The following is a 17,305-nucleotide window of genomic DNA, read 5'->3' as shown; positions in this document are numbered from 1 at the left end:
GCCGCGCTAAGACCTCAGACATTGAGAAGATCGTTGCGGTTTTCGGCTTCGAGCATTTCCTTGTAGGCCGGGAAAAGCTCCTTGGCGCTCGGAATTAGCTTCAGAATCTTGGGGACCGGCCCCTTGGCCCGCACCTGCCCCTTGGCGAGTGCGACTGACAGGTTCACTTTGCCGAGCCAGAACTTGTTGCCCATGTCCGCGCTCATGAACAGCTGGACGTTGGGGGTGATTCCGTCAGCATCACCCGTGAATACCTTGCTGTTGGGCATGTCAACGGTGATCCTGGCGTCAGGGTCGGTGTAGTTAATCTCTAGCACCACACCTGATCCGATAAGTTTCGGTCCGACTTCAGGATCGGCCAGGCCCCTTTCGAAGATCCCGCCGATGTACTTGTAGATCTCCGTATCGCTGGTGAAAACGGGCATGACAACTCCTTGTACTCGTGGAACTTTCGTGGTCAGTCCAGGCCGATCCAGACAGACTTGTTCTGTGTGTAGCCCAAGAGAGACTCCAAGCCGAGATCTCGGCCGTAGCCCGATGCTTTGTACCCGCCAAACGGAGCGGAGGGGTCGATCATGTTGTAAAGATTTACCCAGACCGTCCCGGCCTGCATGGCGTGTGCAGTGCGGTGTGCGCGTTTGACGTCGGTCGTCCAAATCCCCGCTGCGAGTCCGTAGTCACTCGTGTTTGCGCGTCGAATGACCTCATCATCGTTGTCGAAGGGGAGAACCGCTAGAGCTGGTCCGAAAACTTCCTCGACCGCGATGGGCATGTCGTCGGTGACGTCCGTGAAAACCGCAGGTGTGAGGAAGTGTCCTTGTTCGAGGGCGCCGCCAGGCCGCTCACCTCCGCAAACAAGTGTTGCTCCGGACTTTTGCGCACCGTGCACATAATCTTCTACGCGCTGCAAGTGTGCGGCTGAGATCAGTGGGCCCATCTCGGTGTCGTCGGCAAGCCCGTGTCCAAGCTTCAGCGACTTCGCCGCTGTTTCCAGTTCGGACACAAGCTGATCGTGCACGTCCCGGTGGACAAAGAGTCGGGAGCCGGCACAGCAAACTTCACCCTGATTGAGGAATATTCCAGTCAGCGCGCCTTCTGCAGCGGCAGTGAGATCAGCATCGGGAAACACAATGTTGGCGGACTTTCCGCCAAGTTCGAGAGATAGCTTCTTGAGGTTGCCGGCGCTGGCCATCACGATTTTCCTGCCGGTGGCCGTTGATCCGGTGAAGGAGATCTTCGCGACCTCGGGGTGGTCGATCAATGCCTGGCCTGCTTCGACACCGTAGCCGGTCACAACATTGAGCACACCGGGCGGTAGACCGGCCTCAACAGCAAGTTGGGCGAGCCTGACTGCGGTCAGTGACGTGAGCTCGGAGGGTTTGAGTACCACGGTATTTCCCGCGGCGAGTGCTGGAGCGGCTTTCCATGACGCGATGAGCAATGGAAAGTTCCATGGCACGATCGCGCCGACCACGCCTAGCGGTTCGCGCCGGGTGTAAACGAACGCTTGTCCGACGGGAGGCGAAACCGGAGGTGTCTCGCCAGCGAGCTTGGTGCACCATCCTGCGAAGTACCGCCACACCTGGGCCGCGAGACTCACATCGAGGTAGAGCGATTCGGTCAGCGGCTTGCCGTTATCCAGCGTTTCGAGCGTCGCGAGTTCCTCGGCGTGCTCGTCGAGGGAGTCCGCGACGTCATTCAGCAGGCGGCCACGGGCGGCCGCGCTGAGTTCTTGCCAGTGGAGGAAGGCTCTGGTCGCAGAGGACACCGCGCGTTCCACGTCGGCTGCCCCACCTGCCGAAAGCGTCGCCAGGACTGTTCCATTAGCGGGGTCGCTTGTCTCTATCGTGCCACCATCGGCGGCGGTGGTCGATTCACCATCGATGATGATGCTCGCCTCGGATTCGCCGAGGAATGTCTCTGGTGTGCCGACCGATGTCGCGGACATCCTCGATCGCCCTTCGTCGTGGGTTTTTTGCTCTAGCCACCTGTCAACGGCTTGCTCGGACTCTGGCAGCCGCGTGATGCGGTCACGACGGTCCTGTGGGCCAAATCGTGGCCTGCGTGGGCCCTGTGAGATTCCTCGCGGTTCTCGGGAGAGCACGGGTGGTGAAGTCCCGCTGCGCAGGCCGGTGTCCCGCTATGCAAAAGCCGTTCGGGGGGCGGAGGTCGGGGTGTAGCCCATACGCCAGCGCCATAAGTGCGAGATCAATCAGTGAACGTTTTCCACTTTGGCTCAGCCTGCATGAATAACGCTGCGGATGGCGTCGACGAGCCTGGTCGTCTGTCGTGGGCTGGAACGGATCTTGCGCAGGATCTTCCAGGACTTGAGCTGGGCGTTCGCGCGTTCTCCCGGGCCACGTAGCCGGGCATGTGCTGTGTTGACGGCTTTTTCGTTGGCCGACAGGCGCCGACGACGCTCACCGGTTTCCGGATCGCGTGGCGGACGACGGTGTGGCACTTCGACGTTCGCGCCGGCGCCGCAGTAGGCGCTGTCGGCGATCACCCGTGCTCCAGCGTGTTCGAGCGCGGCGATGAGCCCGTGTTCCCTGGCTGCGCCCATGTCGTGCCGCGCGCCCGGCAGCGCGGGTGAGGTTCAGATCAGACCTCGACGAGCACTTCGCTCGCGAAAAGGCCCCGGTGCTGGTGCCGTAACCCCGTTCGGTACCAGCACCGGCTTCCACCTGGCCCTGGCAACACCCGACAACGGCCAGGGCCCTTCCCATTGTAGGTGAATCCAATGATGTGAGGTGATATCGCATCGCCGGAGTTGAAGAAATCCGCGCCGGAATCTATCTGGCGAATGAGCAGAGGGCCGAGAAGCTATCGCCGCGATGCAGCAGTCGGTCACGAAGTTGGAAGGAATGCTGATCGGGTGGAGTACTACACGTACGACACGCACGTGATGGTGATGGCTGCGGGTGCTGAAGTACCGCTTGCGACTGCTCGCGATGCGTTGCGCGAGTATCTGCGCACCGGGCAGCGGCCCACCTGCGTCGAACGGGTAGCCGCGTAAGCACCCTCTGAAAGGAGTCGCCGGTGTTGGTGCCGGAGTCACTGAGCACCAACACCGGGCTCCGCCCGACCGGGCGACACACCCCAGAGAACGCCCCGGGTCGAGCTCCATCCATTCTTGCCCGTGTACGCGTTCCTCGCAGGCGCGAGCTGAGTCGGGTCAACCGGTTTCGAGTGGCCCGTCCTTGCGAGCGGGGGGCATCGTGCCGAAGGCGTACGCATCGGCGGGAAACCAGCCGATGAGCGGTACGCCTCCGCCTCCACAGCCACGGCGGACGCTGTATCGAACTTGGGCGACCTATGCGCCGGTGGGTGTCTTCAACAACGCGATTTGCTCTCCTGGCACTTCGGCTTGCAGGTCCCAGCCCTCGGGGAATGGGCGGACTTCGGCCGGTCGTGGGTAGAGGCGGGCCAAGTTCACCCACACCGGACGCGGCGACTTGAAGTGGCGATCATCGCCCCTTGGGGGTTGGTGGCGCCGAGGTCGGTCCCGGACCGTCCATTTTACGCCTCCCTCGAGACCGTGTATGCAGCTCGGCGGCGGTTCTTTACGCAGGGTGAGCACAACGCCGCCGGCGCCGCCGAAATGATGCTGAGCCAGCTTCTCACCGAGCTGTGCTCCCGTAATCGACCCCGAGTCGTTTTAACCGCCACGGCGGCGATAAGCGCTGCACAACCACCGCGCCGGGGTGCTGGCCATAGTCGGTAACGAACAGGTCATGGATGCGACGCACCTGCTCTGGGGTAGAGGAGTGCCGAACGGATTCTCTCGCCTCCCCGCCCGGCTCGAAGACCGTCGTTTGGAACACCTCTGCGCCAGCCGAGTCCAGGCCCACCCGAACCGTGGAGATCACCCACGTCCAGACGCCGATGTTCACCTCGGTGCGCCACATGACCGGGATCGTAGTGCGAGTTGGTCTGCCTGCACGGTGAGCGCGGCGCGCTGGCGTGGTTCATCTCCACCGGCGATTACACTTCGCAGAGGACTGAACGCCGACGTGCCGCTCGTGACTGCGCGCGATGCGTTGCGTAGGCCCTGCGCACTGGTCAGCAGCCAATCTGTATCGGATGGGCAACCGCGAAAGCAACGCCTGAACGAGGTCGCCGGTGTTGGTGCCGGGGTCGCCCGCCGTCACCAACACCGGGCTCGGCCCGAACAGGCGAAACACCCCCGAGAACGCCAAGGGCCAGCATCCATCCAGTGTTCCCCGAGTGCATGTTCCATGCAGGTTCATGCGGACGATTCTTATCCAGTTGTGTGCCGCGTGCGTACGTTGGTCGCCGTGGTCGTCACGATCATGCGTGAAGCTTCAGGCACCACGGGAAATGCGCCCTTCGTGCCATCTGGGAAGCGATTCAGCCGGCGCTGTTGGTTATCGGATGTTGCTGGTGTGGCCGAGCGAGTAGCGGCCGGGTCGGGGGAGGTAGGTCAGCCCGTGCGGGCCGTTGCCGACCGGGATGCGGGTGAGCAGCTTACCGTCGGTGGTGGCGAAGACGTAGACCTCGGCGTGGTAGCGCCCAGACAGCCACAGTTGCCGTCGGTCGGGTGACAGTGCGCCCATGTCTGGGCTGCCGCCGCCGGGGATGTGCAATTTGGTGATGGGCTGCTGGGTGTTGGCGTCGAGCACGCTGACGCTGCCCTCCCCGCGATTGGTCACGAACATTTGTGTCGTGTCGCGGGAGAAGTAGATTCCGTGCGTGCCGCTGCCTGTGGGGACGAACCCGAGTTGTTCCATGGCGTCGCCGCTGAACGTGTAGAAACCCCCGGCCTTCATGTCGGCCATGTAGAAGGTATTGCCGTCTGGGGATAGACGGGTGTCTTGCGGCATGCCGTGGTGGCTTTGGGGCAGGTGGAAGTCTTTGACGATCTGTCGGTTCTCGATGTCGAGCACGATGGCCTTGTTGGCGAACTCGCAGGCCACCAGGGCGCGTTTGCCGTCGGCGGTGAAGTCCATGTGGTTGACTCCGTCGCAGCCGGGGTGTCCAGGCTGCGTTGCCGCTGCCAGGTGCGCGGGTCGTAGAAGTCGAGGCGCTTGTAGGCTTCGGCGACAACGATGGCGGATTTGCCATCCGGAGTGAAGTAGAGGTTGTAGGGGTCCTGCACCGGGATGGGCTGGCCGGGTTTGCCAGTCCGTAGGTCGATCGGGGTGAGCGAGCCGCCGGGCACCTTGTCCACGACCGCGTACAGCGAGCGCATGTCGTAGGAGGGCACTACGTGCTGCGGCTCGTTCCCGGCCGGGAACGTATCGATGAGGGCGAAGGTCTTGGGATCGATTACCGAGACGGTGTCGTCTTCGCTGTTGGGTACGTAGACGAGCTCGCGGGCGGTGCGCATCGGCTCGCTGAGCTGTTCGGGCCATGTCGTTGCCGAATAGATATTGGCGGGGTCCTCGTCGGCCGGCATGCCAGCGAGGCGGGAGTCGGCTCTGTACCGGCCGCATCTGGGGCGACATCGTCACGTGCACTGAACTGTGCATGCCCGGTTCCGTACACCGGTCGATTCGCGCAGCTGGCAAATGACGCGGCTACGGTCACAAACCCCACGCACATGCACAGATCTTGCTTCGTATGCATCAAAAACTAGATCGAAGCTCGAAAGCGCGCAGGAGAGCAGTGCTCCAGGCGAGTAGGAATGCCTGATCGAGTGCCACCCCCGTGAGGAGCATGCGCTCACGCCTCACGTGCGACGCTCGTTCTGAACCGATTCGGCCGGGTCCGGTTCTGGTACGGCAGCCCCGATTTGCTACGCGATCCTCGCTCACGCCGTTTGCGCGCCAGACTTTCCCGGTCGCGCCGAGTTGCCGGTGTTGGAGCCAGAGCCCCGACCACCAACACCGGCTCCACCCGACCAGGCAAAACACCCCGAGAATGCTCCGGTCGCGCACACCGATTGTTCCCCGGGTGCTCGCTCCCCGCAGGTTCATGCGGAGGTGGCTCATCCGATTGTGTATCTGACCACGGGTGTACGCTGTCGTCGTGATCGCCACGATCACGCGTGAGGCTCCCAGCGCTTGACCCCCTCCCAAGCCCCTGGGAGTGCCACAAGAAGAGCGCTCCCGCGTCCCGTAATCCAGGGACGCGGGGGTGCACACATAGATCCGGTCGCAACCGCAACGACCGGACAGCGGAAGACTACATTACGGATGGCGCGAGAGCCGGGTGTCGAAAGATCTGCAAGCCGATTGGATACGTCGTCGGGCGTGGGTAGGCGGCCATGGAGCGCCCCGGCATACTGTGCGGGGCGCGTTGCTTCCACGTGATTCGGTGACCAGCCTCGATCATGCAGCCGAGCAGCAAGCTTCAACATCCCGATCGTGGGTAGCGCAAATTTCTCCGCGCGAGGTTTTCCAGAGACATTCCGTCCTCGCGGTACGTTCCGGGAGTTCGTCCAGGACGTTGGCGGGGCCCGACGGAGGGAGGGTTCTGGTTGTTCTGCCGGTGTCCGTTCAAGGGTCGGGGACGGTGGAACACCGGAGGGAGGCGCTCCGCTCTCCGTTTGGTGCGGGGCGTCTCGTCGCAAACACGATGTGGGGGGCGCGTGACCCCGACTGCCATCCGTACCCCGAAACCCAGCAAGGCCCACGCCATCGCCGAGCAAGTCGGTGAGCCAGGTGGAGGGCCGGCGGTGGCGAGCGCGGTGATGACCGCGGACCAAGCGGCGGGACGATTGTGTGCAGCCAAGGTGGTGAGCTGATCCGACACAGGATGCCTCACTGCCACTTGGCGTCCATCTCCGCTCACGCTCCTGCATTCTCAACTCGGTCTTCCCCAAGTCGTCGGGTACTCAGATGGTCCGACTACGCCTTGTGCGGTCTTGATCGCGTACATTCGGACAGCGTTATTCAGGTCCTTTTCATAATCGTTGAGGAATGCTCGTGTATGGATTACGTGCGTGAGGATCGACACGAGGTTCATCGGACGCTCGATATTCCCATTGAGTGATTTTGAACGTGTGGAGTGGCGTCGCTTGTCGGTCGATTCTGGCATCAGCGGGGTCGGGGTGGCGTGATCAATGTCGGTGAATCGTGACGTCAGCTGTGGATCAGGCGTTGGCGTCGTCGTGTTCGACGCGGGCTCGGGTTTGGGCAAGTCGGTAGGACTCGGTGCCGGTTTCGATGATGGTTCCGCGGAAGGTGAGGCGGTCGACGATCGCGGCGCAGAGGCGTGGGTCGGTGAAGGTTTCGGTTCAGCCTCCGAAGCTTTCGTTGGAGGCGATTGCGACGGAGTTTTTCTCTTCACGTTCGGTGGGGACTTGGAACAGGAGTTCGACGCCGCGGCGGTCGAGTTCCATGTAGCCGAGTTCGTCGATGCAGAGCAGGTCGACGCGCCCGTAACGGGCGATGGTCTTGTTGAGTTGCTTGTCGTCGGAGGCTTCGATGAGTTCGTTGACGAGTTTGGTGGCCAGGGTGCAGCGAACCCGGAAGCCGGTCATCGCGGCTTCGGTTCCCAGGGCGATGAGCAGGTGGGACTTGCCGGTGCCGGAGTCCCCGATCAGGCAGAGAGGCTCACCCTTTTGACCCATTCACAGGTGGCTAGTGTGTGGATCACGGCCGGGTCAAGGTGGGGGTTGGCGTCGAAGTCGAAGGCGCGCAGGGACTTCTCGCGGGGGAACGCGGCGGCTTTGATGCGGCGTTCGGAGCGGCGGCGGGCGCGATCGTCGCATTCGGCCGTCAATAGTTCGGCCAGGAATCTTCGATAGGTCATCTGCTCGCGCGAAGCGACGTCGGCGATGTCGTTGAACTGGGAGCGGATGGTGGGAAGACGCAGCGTCCGGCATGCTTGGTCGACTGCGGTGTCGGCGGCTTGTTCGGTCAGTCCTCAACAATGAGATGTGAGGCATGAAGGAGAACCCGGACAGGCCGGCTGATCAGCTTCGCCGGCACCGAGTAGCGATTCGTGCGGACGCTGACCTGAGCAGAGCGGTCCACTCGCAGGCTGAACCACGGCTCGGTCTCAAAAGACTCCTCCGGCAAGGATTTCAACAGCGGCTTTTCGACGGCGAAGTACTCGCCGATCGTGCGTGCTCTCGTGCCGATTCGACGGTCGTCGTTGTCGCGGTCCCACTGATCGATCATCGCGTTGAGCTCGTCCAGTGAGTCGATTTCCGGGACCGGGACCAGGTGGTTGCGGCGAAACCATCCGATATCGCCTTCCACTCCGCCTTTCTCGTGGGCGCCGCGGATACCGGGCTGGCAGTAGAAGGCCTCCAGCCCGTAGTGGGACCGAAACGCCGTCCACCGCTCGTTTTCCACTCTCTGCCGGGAAAACCCCAGAACTTGCGCGACGGCGGCCTTGAGGTTGTCGTAGCGGACCTTGCCGGTCGGGACCCCGCCCAAAACGGTGAACGCGTGGACGTGCCCTTCCAGGAAGGCTTCCTGGCCGCCTGAAAGGAACACGCGATGCACCGCTTTGCCGGAAAACGACAGCCGGAACGAGAACAACGAGCACGTCACCTGCTGGCCACGCAGCCGCAGCACGCGGGGTGTGACGCGGTGATGGGCGTGTCGGTGATCAACAATGAGGTAGGTCTCCGGTAGTTGGTTTAACGACTAAGAAAATCCGGAGACCCCCGGAGGCCTCGTGAACACCTGGTCGGATCAGGCAGGGCTGATCGACTGGCAGGTGTCGGTGGATTCCACGATCAACCAGGCCCACCAGCACGCCGCCGGAGCTCGCCGTCGGCCCGATGAGCAGGTCGAACCTCCCAGTGACGAACCAGCCGATCACGCTCTGGGGCGGTCCAGGGGGTGGCTTCACCACGAAGATCCATCTGGCCTGCGAACAAGGCCGCAAGCCGTTATCGCTACTCATCACCGCCGGTCAACGCGCTATGAAGCCACCGTGCAGATCGCCACCATCGACATCTGGCTACGCGACCTCATCAAGATCAATTCCTAAACAGCTCCTAATCGCGTTCGGCTCCGCCGAGGGGTGCACAGGATGCGGATTGGGTACCCGCCGACGAGCACACGACCTTCGCCGAGTCGGTGGGTGCGCAGGTCGAAGCTCAGTCAGAATTGCGGTGGCAGAAGGGTCCCGCAAATGTGCCGCCATAGTTGGCCAGGCTTCATCCGGGGCGAGCGGATCGAATCGCGGAAAGTGCGGATCAGCCGTTACGGTCAGCGAATTCCGTTCTCCGAGTCTCCGTCGGCATCGGGCGTGGCATTGTCAAGCAGTCCGTACTTGCCCGCTAGACCTGCGGCCTCGATCCGATTGGCTGCACCGATTTTGTTCAGGAGTGCAGCGAGCATGCGCTTGGCGGTCCGTTCGGACACAAGCATCCGTCGTGCGATGTCGCCGGTTTCCATCCCGCGCGCGACGAACGTCCACAGTCGCAGGTCTTGCGAGCTGAGTCCCTCGAACAGCCACTCCGGGGGCTTCCTGGAAGCGGCGAGCAACGTCTCGAAGAGGTTCTGGTCCAGCACCCGGAATCCGGCGGCAACAGTCATTAGTGGTGCGACGAGCACATCCGGATCCGCAGACTTTTGCAGGTATCCGTCAGCGCCGGCCCGCAGAGCATTCTCCGCGAGTTCCAGGTCGTCGGAACCGGAGAGGGCCAGCACCTTGGTGTTGGGGAAGCGGAGTTTGATCTGGCGGATGGCCGCGCTGCCTCCCAGCGGGGGCATCGCCAGGTCGACGATGGCGAGATCAGCTTGACACGAATCGACAAGGGCCGAAGCTTCTTCGACGTGCGTGGTGAGACCACCGACCGAGAATCGGTCTCCTGCCCTCGTGGAGAGCAGCAGCGCGAGGCCCTGGGCAAACAGGTCGTGATCATCGACAATGACTACCACTGGTCGCTGATTGTCCACGGCACCAGTGTCGCATGAACGTTGCGCGCAAATGGCGTCGACGTTCCAAGCATCGAGGCATTCCTGCTACTTTATGTCAATGGTAGGTGACGTAGTGTGATGGTCGAGGGTCGCTCTCGCTTGTCGGATGCGGCGGATGGCGTTCAGAGCGAAATGGGAGAGGAGCCGACGACGCCAATTGAGCGCGTCGTAGTTGCGGTGCGCGTGGTCGTCGTTCTCTCGGTCGCTGCGCTTCTCGTCGTAGGTCCGGATCTCGTCCGGCACTACCTGTCGCTGGCCATAGCGGTTGTCTTCGTGGCAGCGATATACGCATGCGCGGTCTTCGTGAACCCCGGATGGGAGCTTCGGAGGACTCGCTCGGCATGGTTGATCACCGGACTCGACAGTGCGTTCACGTTGCTGTTTATTGCTTCCACAGGCGCGGGGAGTAGCCCGACGGTGACGATTCTCGTGCTGGTTGTCGTGGCTGCGGCTATCCGGCTACCGCTGCTATCGACCATCGGCCTGGCGTCTGTGGTGAGTGGCGTGTACGCGGGAATCGCACTGCTGGTTGACCCGCACACCGCTCCACTGGCGGACAGGGTTCTTGACAGCGTGTGGTGGAGCGTGTATCTGATGCTAACGGCGGTGCTTGGCTCTAGCCTGTCGCTGCTGGCCGAGCGGGAACACGAAGCGCGGATCGCGGCGAGGGTAGATGCCGTCGCGGAGCACAAAGCTGCCGAGGAAGAGCGGGATCTGCGTGCGCGTTTGCTCAAGTCCTACCAGGCCCAAAGGGACGGACTCCAGGTGATGCTGCATGAGTTCCGCACCCCAGTCGCCTCGCTCAGCGCCCTGACCAACGATCTGGCGGACGGCCATTCGCACATCAGCGACGCTGATGGGGAACGAAGAGCTCAGTTGGTGACTGACCACATTGCGCACCTCTCGGAGATGCTGAACGCCCTGGGAGATGTGGCCGCAAGCCGGAATCCCTCATTCAGCGCCGGACATGTCCGAAATGTTGATCTGCGCACCGTGCTCTCCGCGGCCGGGGATGCGGCTGGATTGCAGCCTACTCAGCTTCAGCTCAGCGTTCGGCCCGATACCGAAAAGATCCGGATTGATGGCCAGCGGCTGCGCCGGATCTTGACGAACTTGCTGGAAAACGCGGCACGCCATGGGCAGGGTCATCCTGTCGAGGTGCAGGCGTGGATCGACGACGGGCTCTTGCACGCCGAGGTCCTGGATCGAGGGCCCGGAGTCGCACCCGAGCAACTGGCTGCCCTGATGGGCAAGTACGTCGCAACGGGTGAGCGGCGTGGGCACTCTGGTCTTGGGCTGTGGATCGTTGAGCAGATCCTGCAGGCGATGGGAGGTCGGCTTGAGTTGGGTCGCCGCGCCGGTGGAGGATTCGTAGCGCGATTCGAGGTTCCCCTCGACTAATCCGTCCCGCGCGGGCCAATTTTGGCACGCTCACCGCTGGTTTGTGCTGGCTTCTGAGCGTCAGGCTACCTGAGCTAGCGGGGGCTCCAGGACCAAACGACAGGCGCGCTGAGTGAGAGGGGATCCGGATGTCCTAGGCGAACAGGATCGGGCTGTCGAAACCCGCTGTTCGATGAGATCTTCGCTCAGGATGTCACGCTCCATCACGCGACCGGCTTCGCCGAGGCGTTGACAGACCGTGGATGCGCTGCCTCTACCTCCGAGCCGCGAATTCGCCATCTGTTTGGGTTGTGGGTGGACGTGTTGGGTCGCGGTCGACGACGAACTCATGGTGCCGTGATCGACGGAGGAAGGGTCGGTGGTTTGCTGTGACTGGATACTGCCTGGCGGTGGTGGTCGTTCGCGAGGGCTTGTTACCTGCGGGTGCTGTTGATGCCGCGGCCGAGAGCGGCGGACGCGTGCTGCTGGTGGGCAGCGATGTGAACACTGCGGCCGGGAACTTCACAACCGCAAGCGACGTCTGGTGCGTTGAAGTAAGTGACTATGGTCCGGCGAAGGTTGCGGCGGGCCTAGCCCCGATCGTGTGCGCAGAAAGACTTCTCATCCTTCCCTCGAGCCCAGATGGGCGCGACTTGGCCCCGCGTATCGCGGCGACGTTGGGCCGATCACTGTTTACCAACGCGGTGCGAGCGACGGCCCAGAACGTGGTCTGCCTCCGACGTGGTGACCGAGCTACCGAGCGAACTGAGCTGACCGGTCCGGCTGTCATCACGATTGTCCCCGGAAGCCTCGACTGGCCAGTGGAACGTGCTAGGCAACGGCGCAGGCGAACATTGGAAGTGGCCTTTGCCGAGGTCGGCGACGCCCAAGTACTGGGTATTATTCCCCCAGACCCTGCTGCGGCCGTTTCCTCTGAAGCCAGTCGAACGGTGGGAGATGGCGAGGGAGTGAGCCGCGCTGAAGGGGGCGCCAAGGCTGCCAAACTCGCGCATCTCACCGGAGCCTCCGTTGGGGGGCACTGAAATGAATGTCTACTTGCGGTGGTTGCGAGATCGGAACTGCAATAAGTTGCGCGCTCTACACCTCCTTCAAAAACTCCGGTGCTTTGCGGTGGTGTGCAACTTCGCCTTCGTTTCCGGACGGTCGTCATGGTGGGGCATTCCGACATGACTGAGCGAAAGGTCTCGGCCCCGCGGCTCGAGCCTGATCCGCTGCAAGTCGCGGTTCTGCTGGCATGGTCTCGCCTAACGGTCGATCTCGACCCGGACGCACGTGGCGGTTCCACCGAGCCTCATCAGTTCGGGCTCTCTGAAGCAGATGAAGCAGCCCTGGAAATTGGGCTCGAGCTGCGCGAAGCATGGGGTGCGAGCGTTCGTGCGGTGTGCTTGGGCCCGCAGCCTGCCGAAGAAGTGTTGCGACGAGCTATGGAACTAGGGATAGATGATGTCATTCGTATAGACGGACCTGTTGATTCTGATCAGGCGCGACGTGCCTACGCCCTCGCGGCAGAGGTACAGGATTGTGGAGTTGTGCTGGCCGGAAGTGCGAGTCCGCGCTGTGGCTCAGGCTCTGTGCCGGCGTTCGTGGCGCATCATTTGCGAGCAACGTCAGGGCTTGGGGTTGGGTGGCTGTCAGCAGGCGCTCCAGGAGTCATTCTTGTCGAGCGTTGGCTGGACGGCGGGCGCCGCGAGCGACTAGAACTCGTTGCTCCCTGCGTTACCAGTGTGGAACCCAGCGCCGCTTCTTTGCGTTGTGCTCAGATGGACCGGATCGTGGACGCACGGCAACAAACGATTCCCACACGGGGTAATGATCACTTACTTGGGCCGTTGCACGCCGCTCAGCGACGCACTTCGATCGAAGCGGATTTTCAGGGCGGCAGAAAACGATCCCAAGTGGACTTCGACTGACCGGCGTCGGGTACGTGACAGACGTCGGTGCGAACGAACTTGGCGGCGAAACGTCACCTGCTCGCGCCAAACCGTCCAGGGCAGCCGCGGTTAGTATCAATTCCTTCCGGATTTGGATTCGCACGCCGTGAGACCACTCCTCGGAGGCCACTTGCTCGAGGAGCTACCCACCCTGCCTCTCCGTGCGGCTGGGGCTAGTGGAGCAGTGCTGCCCGCCTCTTCAGTTGGACGGAGACACGCATCGTATTTCTCAAGTTAGCTCACTGAGCGCCTTCCGGACGTTGTGGTCGTCGATCCACCCCGGAAATCAATTCGCCGCGAGGCGCACACCGGAAGTTTCGGGACTCTTTGAACTCCTTAGAATCTGTTTCTGAACTTAGGTGAGGCGTCGGCTGATGGTGTGGATTATGGCCCAGCGGACGATGGCTTCGTGGTGTTCGGGTAAGCGTTCGTAGTCGCGGACGCAACGGCGGTGCTGGTTGATCCAGGCCAGGCTGCGTTCCACGACCCATCTGCGGTGAAGCACGACGAATAGGACTTGACCTGCGAGTTTGGCGACGACCTCGATGCTGATCCCGAACAGGCTTCTCGCCCAGTCGATCAGCGTGCAGGTGTAGCCGGAGTCGGCCCAGAGGTGCCGCACGCTCGGGCAGACGTAGCGCAGCCGGGCCAGGAAGTGGCGGGCGGCGGTGCGGTCCTGGACCTCGGCACCGGTGACCAGCACGCAGATCAACATGCCGATGGTGTCCACGGCGATGTGACGTTTGGGGCCGTTGATCTTTGTACCAGCGTCGAACCCACGACTACCGGATCCGACGGTCTCGGCGGCTTTGACCGAGGCAGAATCGATGATCCCGGTACTCGGCGTGGCCCGGCGGCCTGCGGTCAGCCGGGCTCGGTCGCGTAACGCGTCGAGTAGGTGTTAGGTCGCACCTTGGTGTTCCCACGAGGCGAAGTGCTTGTACACAGTGGACCATGGTGGGAAATCAGCTGGTGAGGCACGCCATTTGAGGCCTATGTGGACCACGTACAGGATCGCGTCGACGATCTCGCGCCGGCAGTGCTTCGCACCGCGACCGCCCCTGCCGGCGAGCCAGTCCGGCGTCGGCAACAAAGGTTCGATCAACGCCCACTGAGCGTCGGTTATATCCGACGGATAGCACCGTGACCTGCACGAAGGGCGGTGCGTGGTGGCCAACAGACAGCACTGTCGACCCCGTGCGAATGGGGCCGACGAACTCGGGCACGATCGCATCCCGGGACTCCTCGGTAGGACGGTGGACTAGACACCACCCGATCTACCAGGAGTCCCTTCTCGTCGCCGCTGCGGCCCAGCCGACCAAGATCAGTTCAGGAACAGCTTCTAACAGATGATCTGGGACTCGGCTTGATCGCGAGGTCGTCGTGGGCTCGTCTGGGTGGGGTGTGCGCAGCGTCGGGCCGTGGAAGGTCGAGGCCTGGATCTGGTCCCGGATCGAGCCTGTGTTGCCGGTGGTCGCGCGGTTTCGCAACATCCGAAAACTGGACCCAGCCCGGTAGGCCCAGCCAAGACAAGGGCGAAACTCCATGTGATCCCCGATGACATCCATGAAGCCTTCTTCGGCCTCGGCTGCAGCATCAGCTGCTGGCTCAAACTCGAGAACAACTCATTCTGTTATGACCTCGAGGGGGTGTCTATGACTTCAGGCGATCTCGACGCCCGAGCAGGGCAGGCACCGATGATCAGCAGGCACTGAGAAGTTCGCACGGTCCGCTGCTGAGGATGTGAGGATGGCACGGAGAGGCCAGGGCTGGCGCGACTGGGCCGCGCACTAGCGCGACGTTTCCGCAATTCTGTGATGCGACACCTCAGCGTGGAGGGAGCTGCTAGATGAAGACGAAAGCTGCGGTCTTGTGGGGACTGAACGAAAAGTGGCAGGTCGAGGAAGTCGAGCTCGACCCACCACAGCATGGTGAGGTCCTCGTCAAGCTGACCGCGAGCGGACTCTGCCACTCGGACGAACATCTGGTAACCGGCGACATCCCGATCCCGTACCCAGTCGTGGGGGGCCACGAAGGAGCGGGCGTGATCGCCGGTGTTGGACCAGGAGTGTCCGACGTGGACGAAGGTGACCCGGTTGTCCTGAGTTTTCTGCCGGCTTGTGGGCGCTGTTCCTACTGTGCGCGTGGCATGACGAACCTGTGCGATCTCGGCGCTGCGGTTGTTCTCGGCCCGCAGCTCGACGGGACTTGCCGATTCCATGCCAGGGGTGAAGATGCCGGTCAGATGTGCCTTCTGGGTACTTTTTCCGAGTACACGGTGGTTCCGGCGGCTTCCGTGGTCAAGGTTGACCCCGGGACGGCGCTTGACAAAGCCGCGCTCGTCGGTTGCGGTGTGACGACGGGTTTCGGGAGCGCGGTACGCACGGCGGAGGTGTGCGCCGGCGACACAGTGGTAGTCGTGGGGATCGGTGGTATTGGGGCTAATGCGTTGCAGGGAGCGCGCATCGCAGGCGCCCGGTACATCGTCGCCGTGGACCCCGTGGCACACAAGCTCGAAAAGGCGCGGGAATTCGGTGCGACTCACGGTGCGTCGTCCATCGATGAGGCCTGGGATATCGTCAGTACACTGACCCGCGGCCAGCTCGCTGACGCGTGCGTGCTCACGACCGATGTCGCGGAAGGCGACCACATTGGGCCGGCGCTTGGCTTGGTGGGCAAGCGGGGCCGGGTGGTGGTGACCGCGATCGGTCATCCCGAGGAAAGCACGATGACGGGATCATTGTTTGAGATGACCCTTTACGAGAAGCAGATTCGTGGTTCGCTCTTCGGTTCTTCCAACGCCCGGCATGACATCCCGCGCTTGCTCGAGCTCTACAACGAAGGCCTGCTCAAGCTCGACGAGCTCGTGACGCGAGAATACCGGCTCGAGGATATCAACCAGGGTTATCAGGACATGCGTGACGGTCAGAACATCCGCGGCATCATCCGGTACTGACTGGGACTGCCTCGTCCTGAACACGAGATATCAGTTCGAAACAAGAGCATCAGTCAGTGAATTGCAGGCGAAAAGTCTCGCGATCCGAGATGCGAGTCACGCACTAACACGAGGTTTGAATCATGGCGATTGAGCGCAACATCGAGCATGGCAAGCGAGACGGATTTGGCAGTTTGTCGCAGGGTGGGCTGCGGCTCGACTCCTTCCCGATGAAGCTATTCCGAAAAGGCAATAAGAAGTTCTGGAATCCCGACGACATCGACATGTCGAAAGACGCCGAGGACTTCGCCGCGATGAACGAGGACGAGAAGCAGCTGACATGTGTCCTGGCCTCACAGTTCATGGCTGGTGAGGAATCAGTTGCCCAGGATCTCCAGCCGTTCATGGCAGCGATGGCCGCAGAGGGAAGGCTTACCGACGAGGCTTACCTGACGCAGTTCACGTTCGAAGAGGCGAAGCACATGCAGGCGTTTCGTCGGTGGTTCGACGCGGTAGGTATGACAGACGACCTGCACGAATACGTTGAGTATGGGGACGCGTATCGGACGATCTTCACAGAAGAGCTCCCGGCCTCGCTATACGCACTGAGCAACGATGCTTCGCCAGCAGCGCAGATCCGGGCGTCGGTAACGTACAACCACGTGGTCGAGGGCTGCCTAGCATTGACCGGATACTTCGCGTGGGCAAAGATCTGCCACAGTCGCGGAATTCTCCCAGGTATGCAGGAAGTGATCAAGCACATCGGCGACGACGAGCGTCGGCACATGGCGTGGGGAACCTTCACTTGTCGTCGTCACGTGGCCGCTGACGACCACAACTGGACTGTTGTGGATGAGCGGATGCAGGAGTTGCTTCAACCTGCGTTGAGCCTTATCACGGAGCTGTTCGACAGTTACGGTGACAATCCTCCATTCGGCATCAGCATTGACGAAATGACCGACTACGCGCTGGACAAGGTCAACCGTCGACTGGAGTCGATCGAAGGGGCGCGGGGTAAACCGGTTGAGGAGATCGACGAGGATTACTCGCCGATGTCTCTTGAGGAAAAGTTCGCTGAGGAAGACCAGAAGAAGACCGAAGATGCACTCGAGGCAGCCTCGGCCTGACGATTCGCGGTCGCACCGGTGCGCGAGCCGCCGAGCTTGAGTGGCCACTGATTCGCGCGGTTT

16 protein-coding genes and 3 pseudogenes are annotated in these 17,305 nt (G+C 62.2%); 7 read left to right on the top strand and 12 right to left on the bottom strand.

The annotated features are described in order from the left end of the window. Positions 1-14: 14 nt before the first annotated feature. The 3 genes from AB0J78_RS17530 to AB0J78_RS17520 all read right to left on the bottom strand — a co-directional run bounded on the left by AB0J78_RS17530 (position 15) and on the right by AB0J78_RS17520 (position 2,584). Positions 15-425, bottom strand: a complete 411-nt coding sequence (locus AB0J78_RS17530) for a sterol carrier protein (RefSeq protein WP_363790112.1) — start codon at positions 423-425, stop codon at positions 15-17. Between the two features lie 32 nt (positions 426-457). Next, on the bottom strand, positions 458-1,948 hold the full coding sequence (locus AB0J78_RS17525; RefSeq protein WP_363790110.1) for an aldehyde dehydrogenase family protein: 1,491 nt from the start codon (positions 1,946-1,948) through the stop codon (positions 458-460). Between the two features lie 288 nt (positions 1,949-2,236). Next, a complete protein-coding gene (locus tag AB0J78_RS17520) occupies positions 2,237-2,584 on the bottom strand; it encodes a transposase family protein (RefSeq protein ID WP_363790458.1) in 348 nt (115 codons plus the stop codon). A gap of 219 nt (positions 2,585-2,803) precedes the next feature. Between AB0J78_RS17520 and AB0J78_RS17515 the strand changes: the two genes are divergently transcribed. Next, a complete protein-coding gene (locus AB0J78_RS17515; RefSeq protein WP_363790456.1) occupies positions 2,804-3,016 on the top strand; it encodes an Imm1 family immunity protein in 213 nt (70 codons plus the stop codon). A gap of 604 nt (positions 3,017-3,620) precedes the next feature. On the opposite strand, the gene AB0J78_RS17510 is transcribed toward AB0J78_RS17515, so the two are convergent. The 6 genes and pseudogenes from AB0J78_RS17510 to AB0J78_RS17485 all read right to left on the bottom strand — a co-directional run bounded on the left by AB0J78_RS17510 (position 3,621) and on the right by AB0J78_RS17485 (position 8,492). Then, positions 3,621-3,908, bottom strand: coding sequence for a hypothetical protein (locus tag AB0J78_RS17510; protein WP_363790108.1), 288 nt, complete (start codon positions 3,906-3,908; stop codon positions 3,621-3,623). 480 nt (positions 3,909-4,388) lie between these two features. Further along, positions 4,389-4,970 carry a YncE family protein gene (locus AB0J78_RS17505; RefSeq protein ID WP_363790106.1) on the bottom strand — a complete coding sequence of 194 codons (582 nt, stop codon included), beginning with the start codon at positions 4,968-4,970 and terminating at the stop codon, positions 4,389-4,391. Positions 4,971-5,092: 122 nt separating this feature from the next. Then, positions 5,093-5,350: pseudogene (locus tag AB0J78_RS17500) on the bottom strand (hypothetical protein); the annotation flags it as partial. A 1,707-nt stretch (positions 5,351-7,057) separates the two neighbouring features. Next, positions 7,058-7,537, bottom strand: a pseudogene (locus tag AB0J78_RS17495) (ATP-binding protein). Continuing rightward, a complete protein-coding gene (locus AB0J78_RS17490; protein ID WP_363790453.1) occupies positions 7,507-7,746 on the bottom strand; it encodes an ATP-binding protein in 240 nt (79 codons plus the stop codon). Before AB0J78_RS17490 ends, AB0J78_RS17495 begins: the two are co-directional and overlap by 31 nt. 80 nt (positions 7,747-7,826) lie before the next feature. Then, positions 7,827-8,492, bottom strand: coding sequence for a hypothetical protein (locus tag AB0J78_RS17485; RefSeq protein ID WP_363790104.1), 666 nt, complete (start codon positions 8,490-8,492; stop codon positions 7,827-7,829). Positions 8,493-8,607: 115 nt separating this feature from the next. Here AB0J78_RS17485 and AB0J78_RS17480 point away from each other — a divergent pair. Beyond that, a pseudogene (locus AB0J78_RS17480) lies at positions 8,608-8,836 on the top strand (IS5/IS1182 family transposase); the annotation flags it as partial. Between the two features lie 298 nt (positions 8,837-9,134). On the opposite strand, the gene AB0J78_RS17475 reads toward AB0J78_RS17480, so the two are convergent. Further along, positions 9,135-9,827: a response regulator transcription factor gene (locus AB0J78_RS17475; protein WP_363790102.1), complete on the bottom strand. Its 693-nt coding sequence runs from the start codon at positions 9,825-9,827 to the stop codon at positions 9,135-9,137. A gap of 99 nt (positions 9,828-9,926) precedes the next feature. Between AB0J78_RS17475 and AB0J78_RS17470 the strand changes: the two genes are divergently transcribed. From AB0J78_RS17470 to AB0J78_RS17460, 3 genes are all read left to right on the top strand, one after another. Continuing rightward, positions 9,927-11,249 (top strand): HAMP domain-containing sensor histidine kinase, encoded by a 1,323-nt coding sequence (locus tag AB0J78_RS17470; protein WP_363790451.1) that lies wholly within the window; start codon positions 9,927-9,929, stop codon positions 11,247-11,249. Between the two features lie 242 nt (positions 11,250-11,491). Next, positions 11,492-12,271 carry a hypothetical protein gene (locus AB0J78_RS17465; RefSeq protein ID WP_363790100.1) on the top strand — a complete coding sequence of 260 codons (780 nt, stop codon included), beginning with the start codon at positions 11,492-11,494 and terminating at the stop codon, positions 12,269-12,271. 126 nt (positions 12,272-12,397) lie between these two features. Continuing rightward, positions 12,398-13,159, top strand: coding sequence for a hypothetical protein (locus tag AB0J78_RS17460; RefSeq protein WP_363790098.1), 762 nt, complete (start codon positions 12,398-12,400; stop codon positions 13,157-13,159). A 376-nt stretch (positions 13,160-13,535) separates the two neighbouring features. Here AB0J78_RS17460 and AB0J78_RS17455 read toward each other — a convergent pair whose 3' ends face one another. Together AB0J78_RS17455 and AB0J78_RS17450 are read right to left on the bottom strand one after the other, a co-directional pair. Further along, a complete protein-coding gene (locus tag AB0J78_RS17455) occupies positions 13,536-14,009 on the bottom strand; it encodes a transposase (RefSeq protein ID WP_363790449.1) in 474 nt (157 codons plus the stop codon). Positions 14,010-14,081: 72 nt separating this feature from the next. Continuing rightward, on the bottom strand, positions 14,082-14,414 hold the full coding sequence (locus tag AB0J78_RS17450) for a transposase (RefSeq protein ID WP_363790096.1): 333 nt from the start codon (positions 14,412-14,414) through the stop codon (positions 14,082-14,084). 615 nt (positions 14,415-15,029) lie between these two features. Here AB0J78_RS17450 and AB0J78_RS17445 point away from each other — a divergent pair. Further along, positions 15,030-16,136 carry an NDMA-dependent alcohol dehydrogenase gene (locus AB0J78_RS17445; protein WP_363790094.1) on the top strand — a complete coding sequence of 369 codons (1,107 nt, stop codon included), beginning with the start codon at positions 15,030-15,032 and terminating at the stop codon, positions 16,134-16,136. Positions 16,137-16,258: 122 nt separating this feature from the next. Next, positions 16,259-17,242 carry a R2-like ligand-binding oxidase gene (locus AB0J78_RS17440; protein WP_363790092.1) on the top strand — a complete coding sequence of 328 codons (984 nt, stop codon included), beginning with the start codon at positions 16,259-16,261 and terminating at the stop codon, positions 17,240-17,242. The last annotated feature ends 63 nt before the right edge of the window (positions 17,243-17,305 follow it).

The sequence above is a fragment of the Saccharopolyspora sp. NPDC049426 genome, assembly GCF_040676935.1.
In the GTDB taxonomy this organism is placed as follows: domain Bacteria; phylum Actinomycetota; class Actinomycetes; order Mycobacteriales; family Pseudonocardiaceae; genus Saccharopolyspora.
This window is presented reverse-complemented; position numbering and strand designations above follow the sequence as displayed.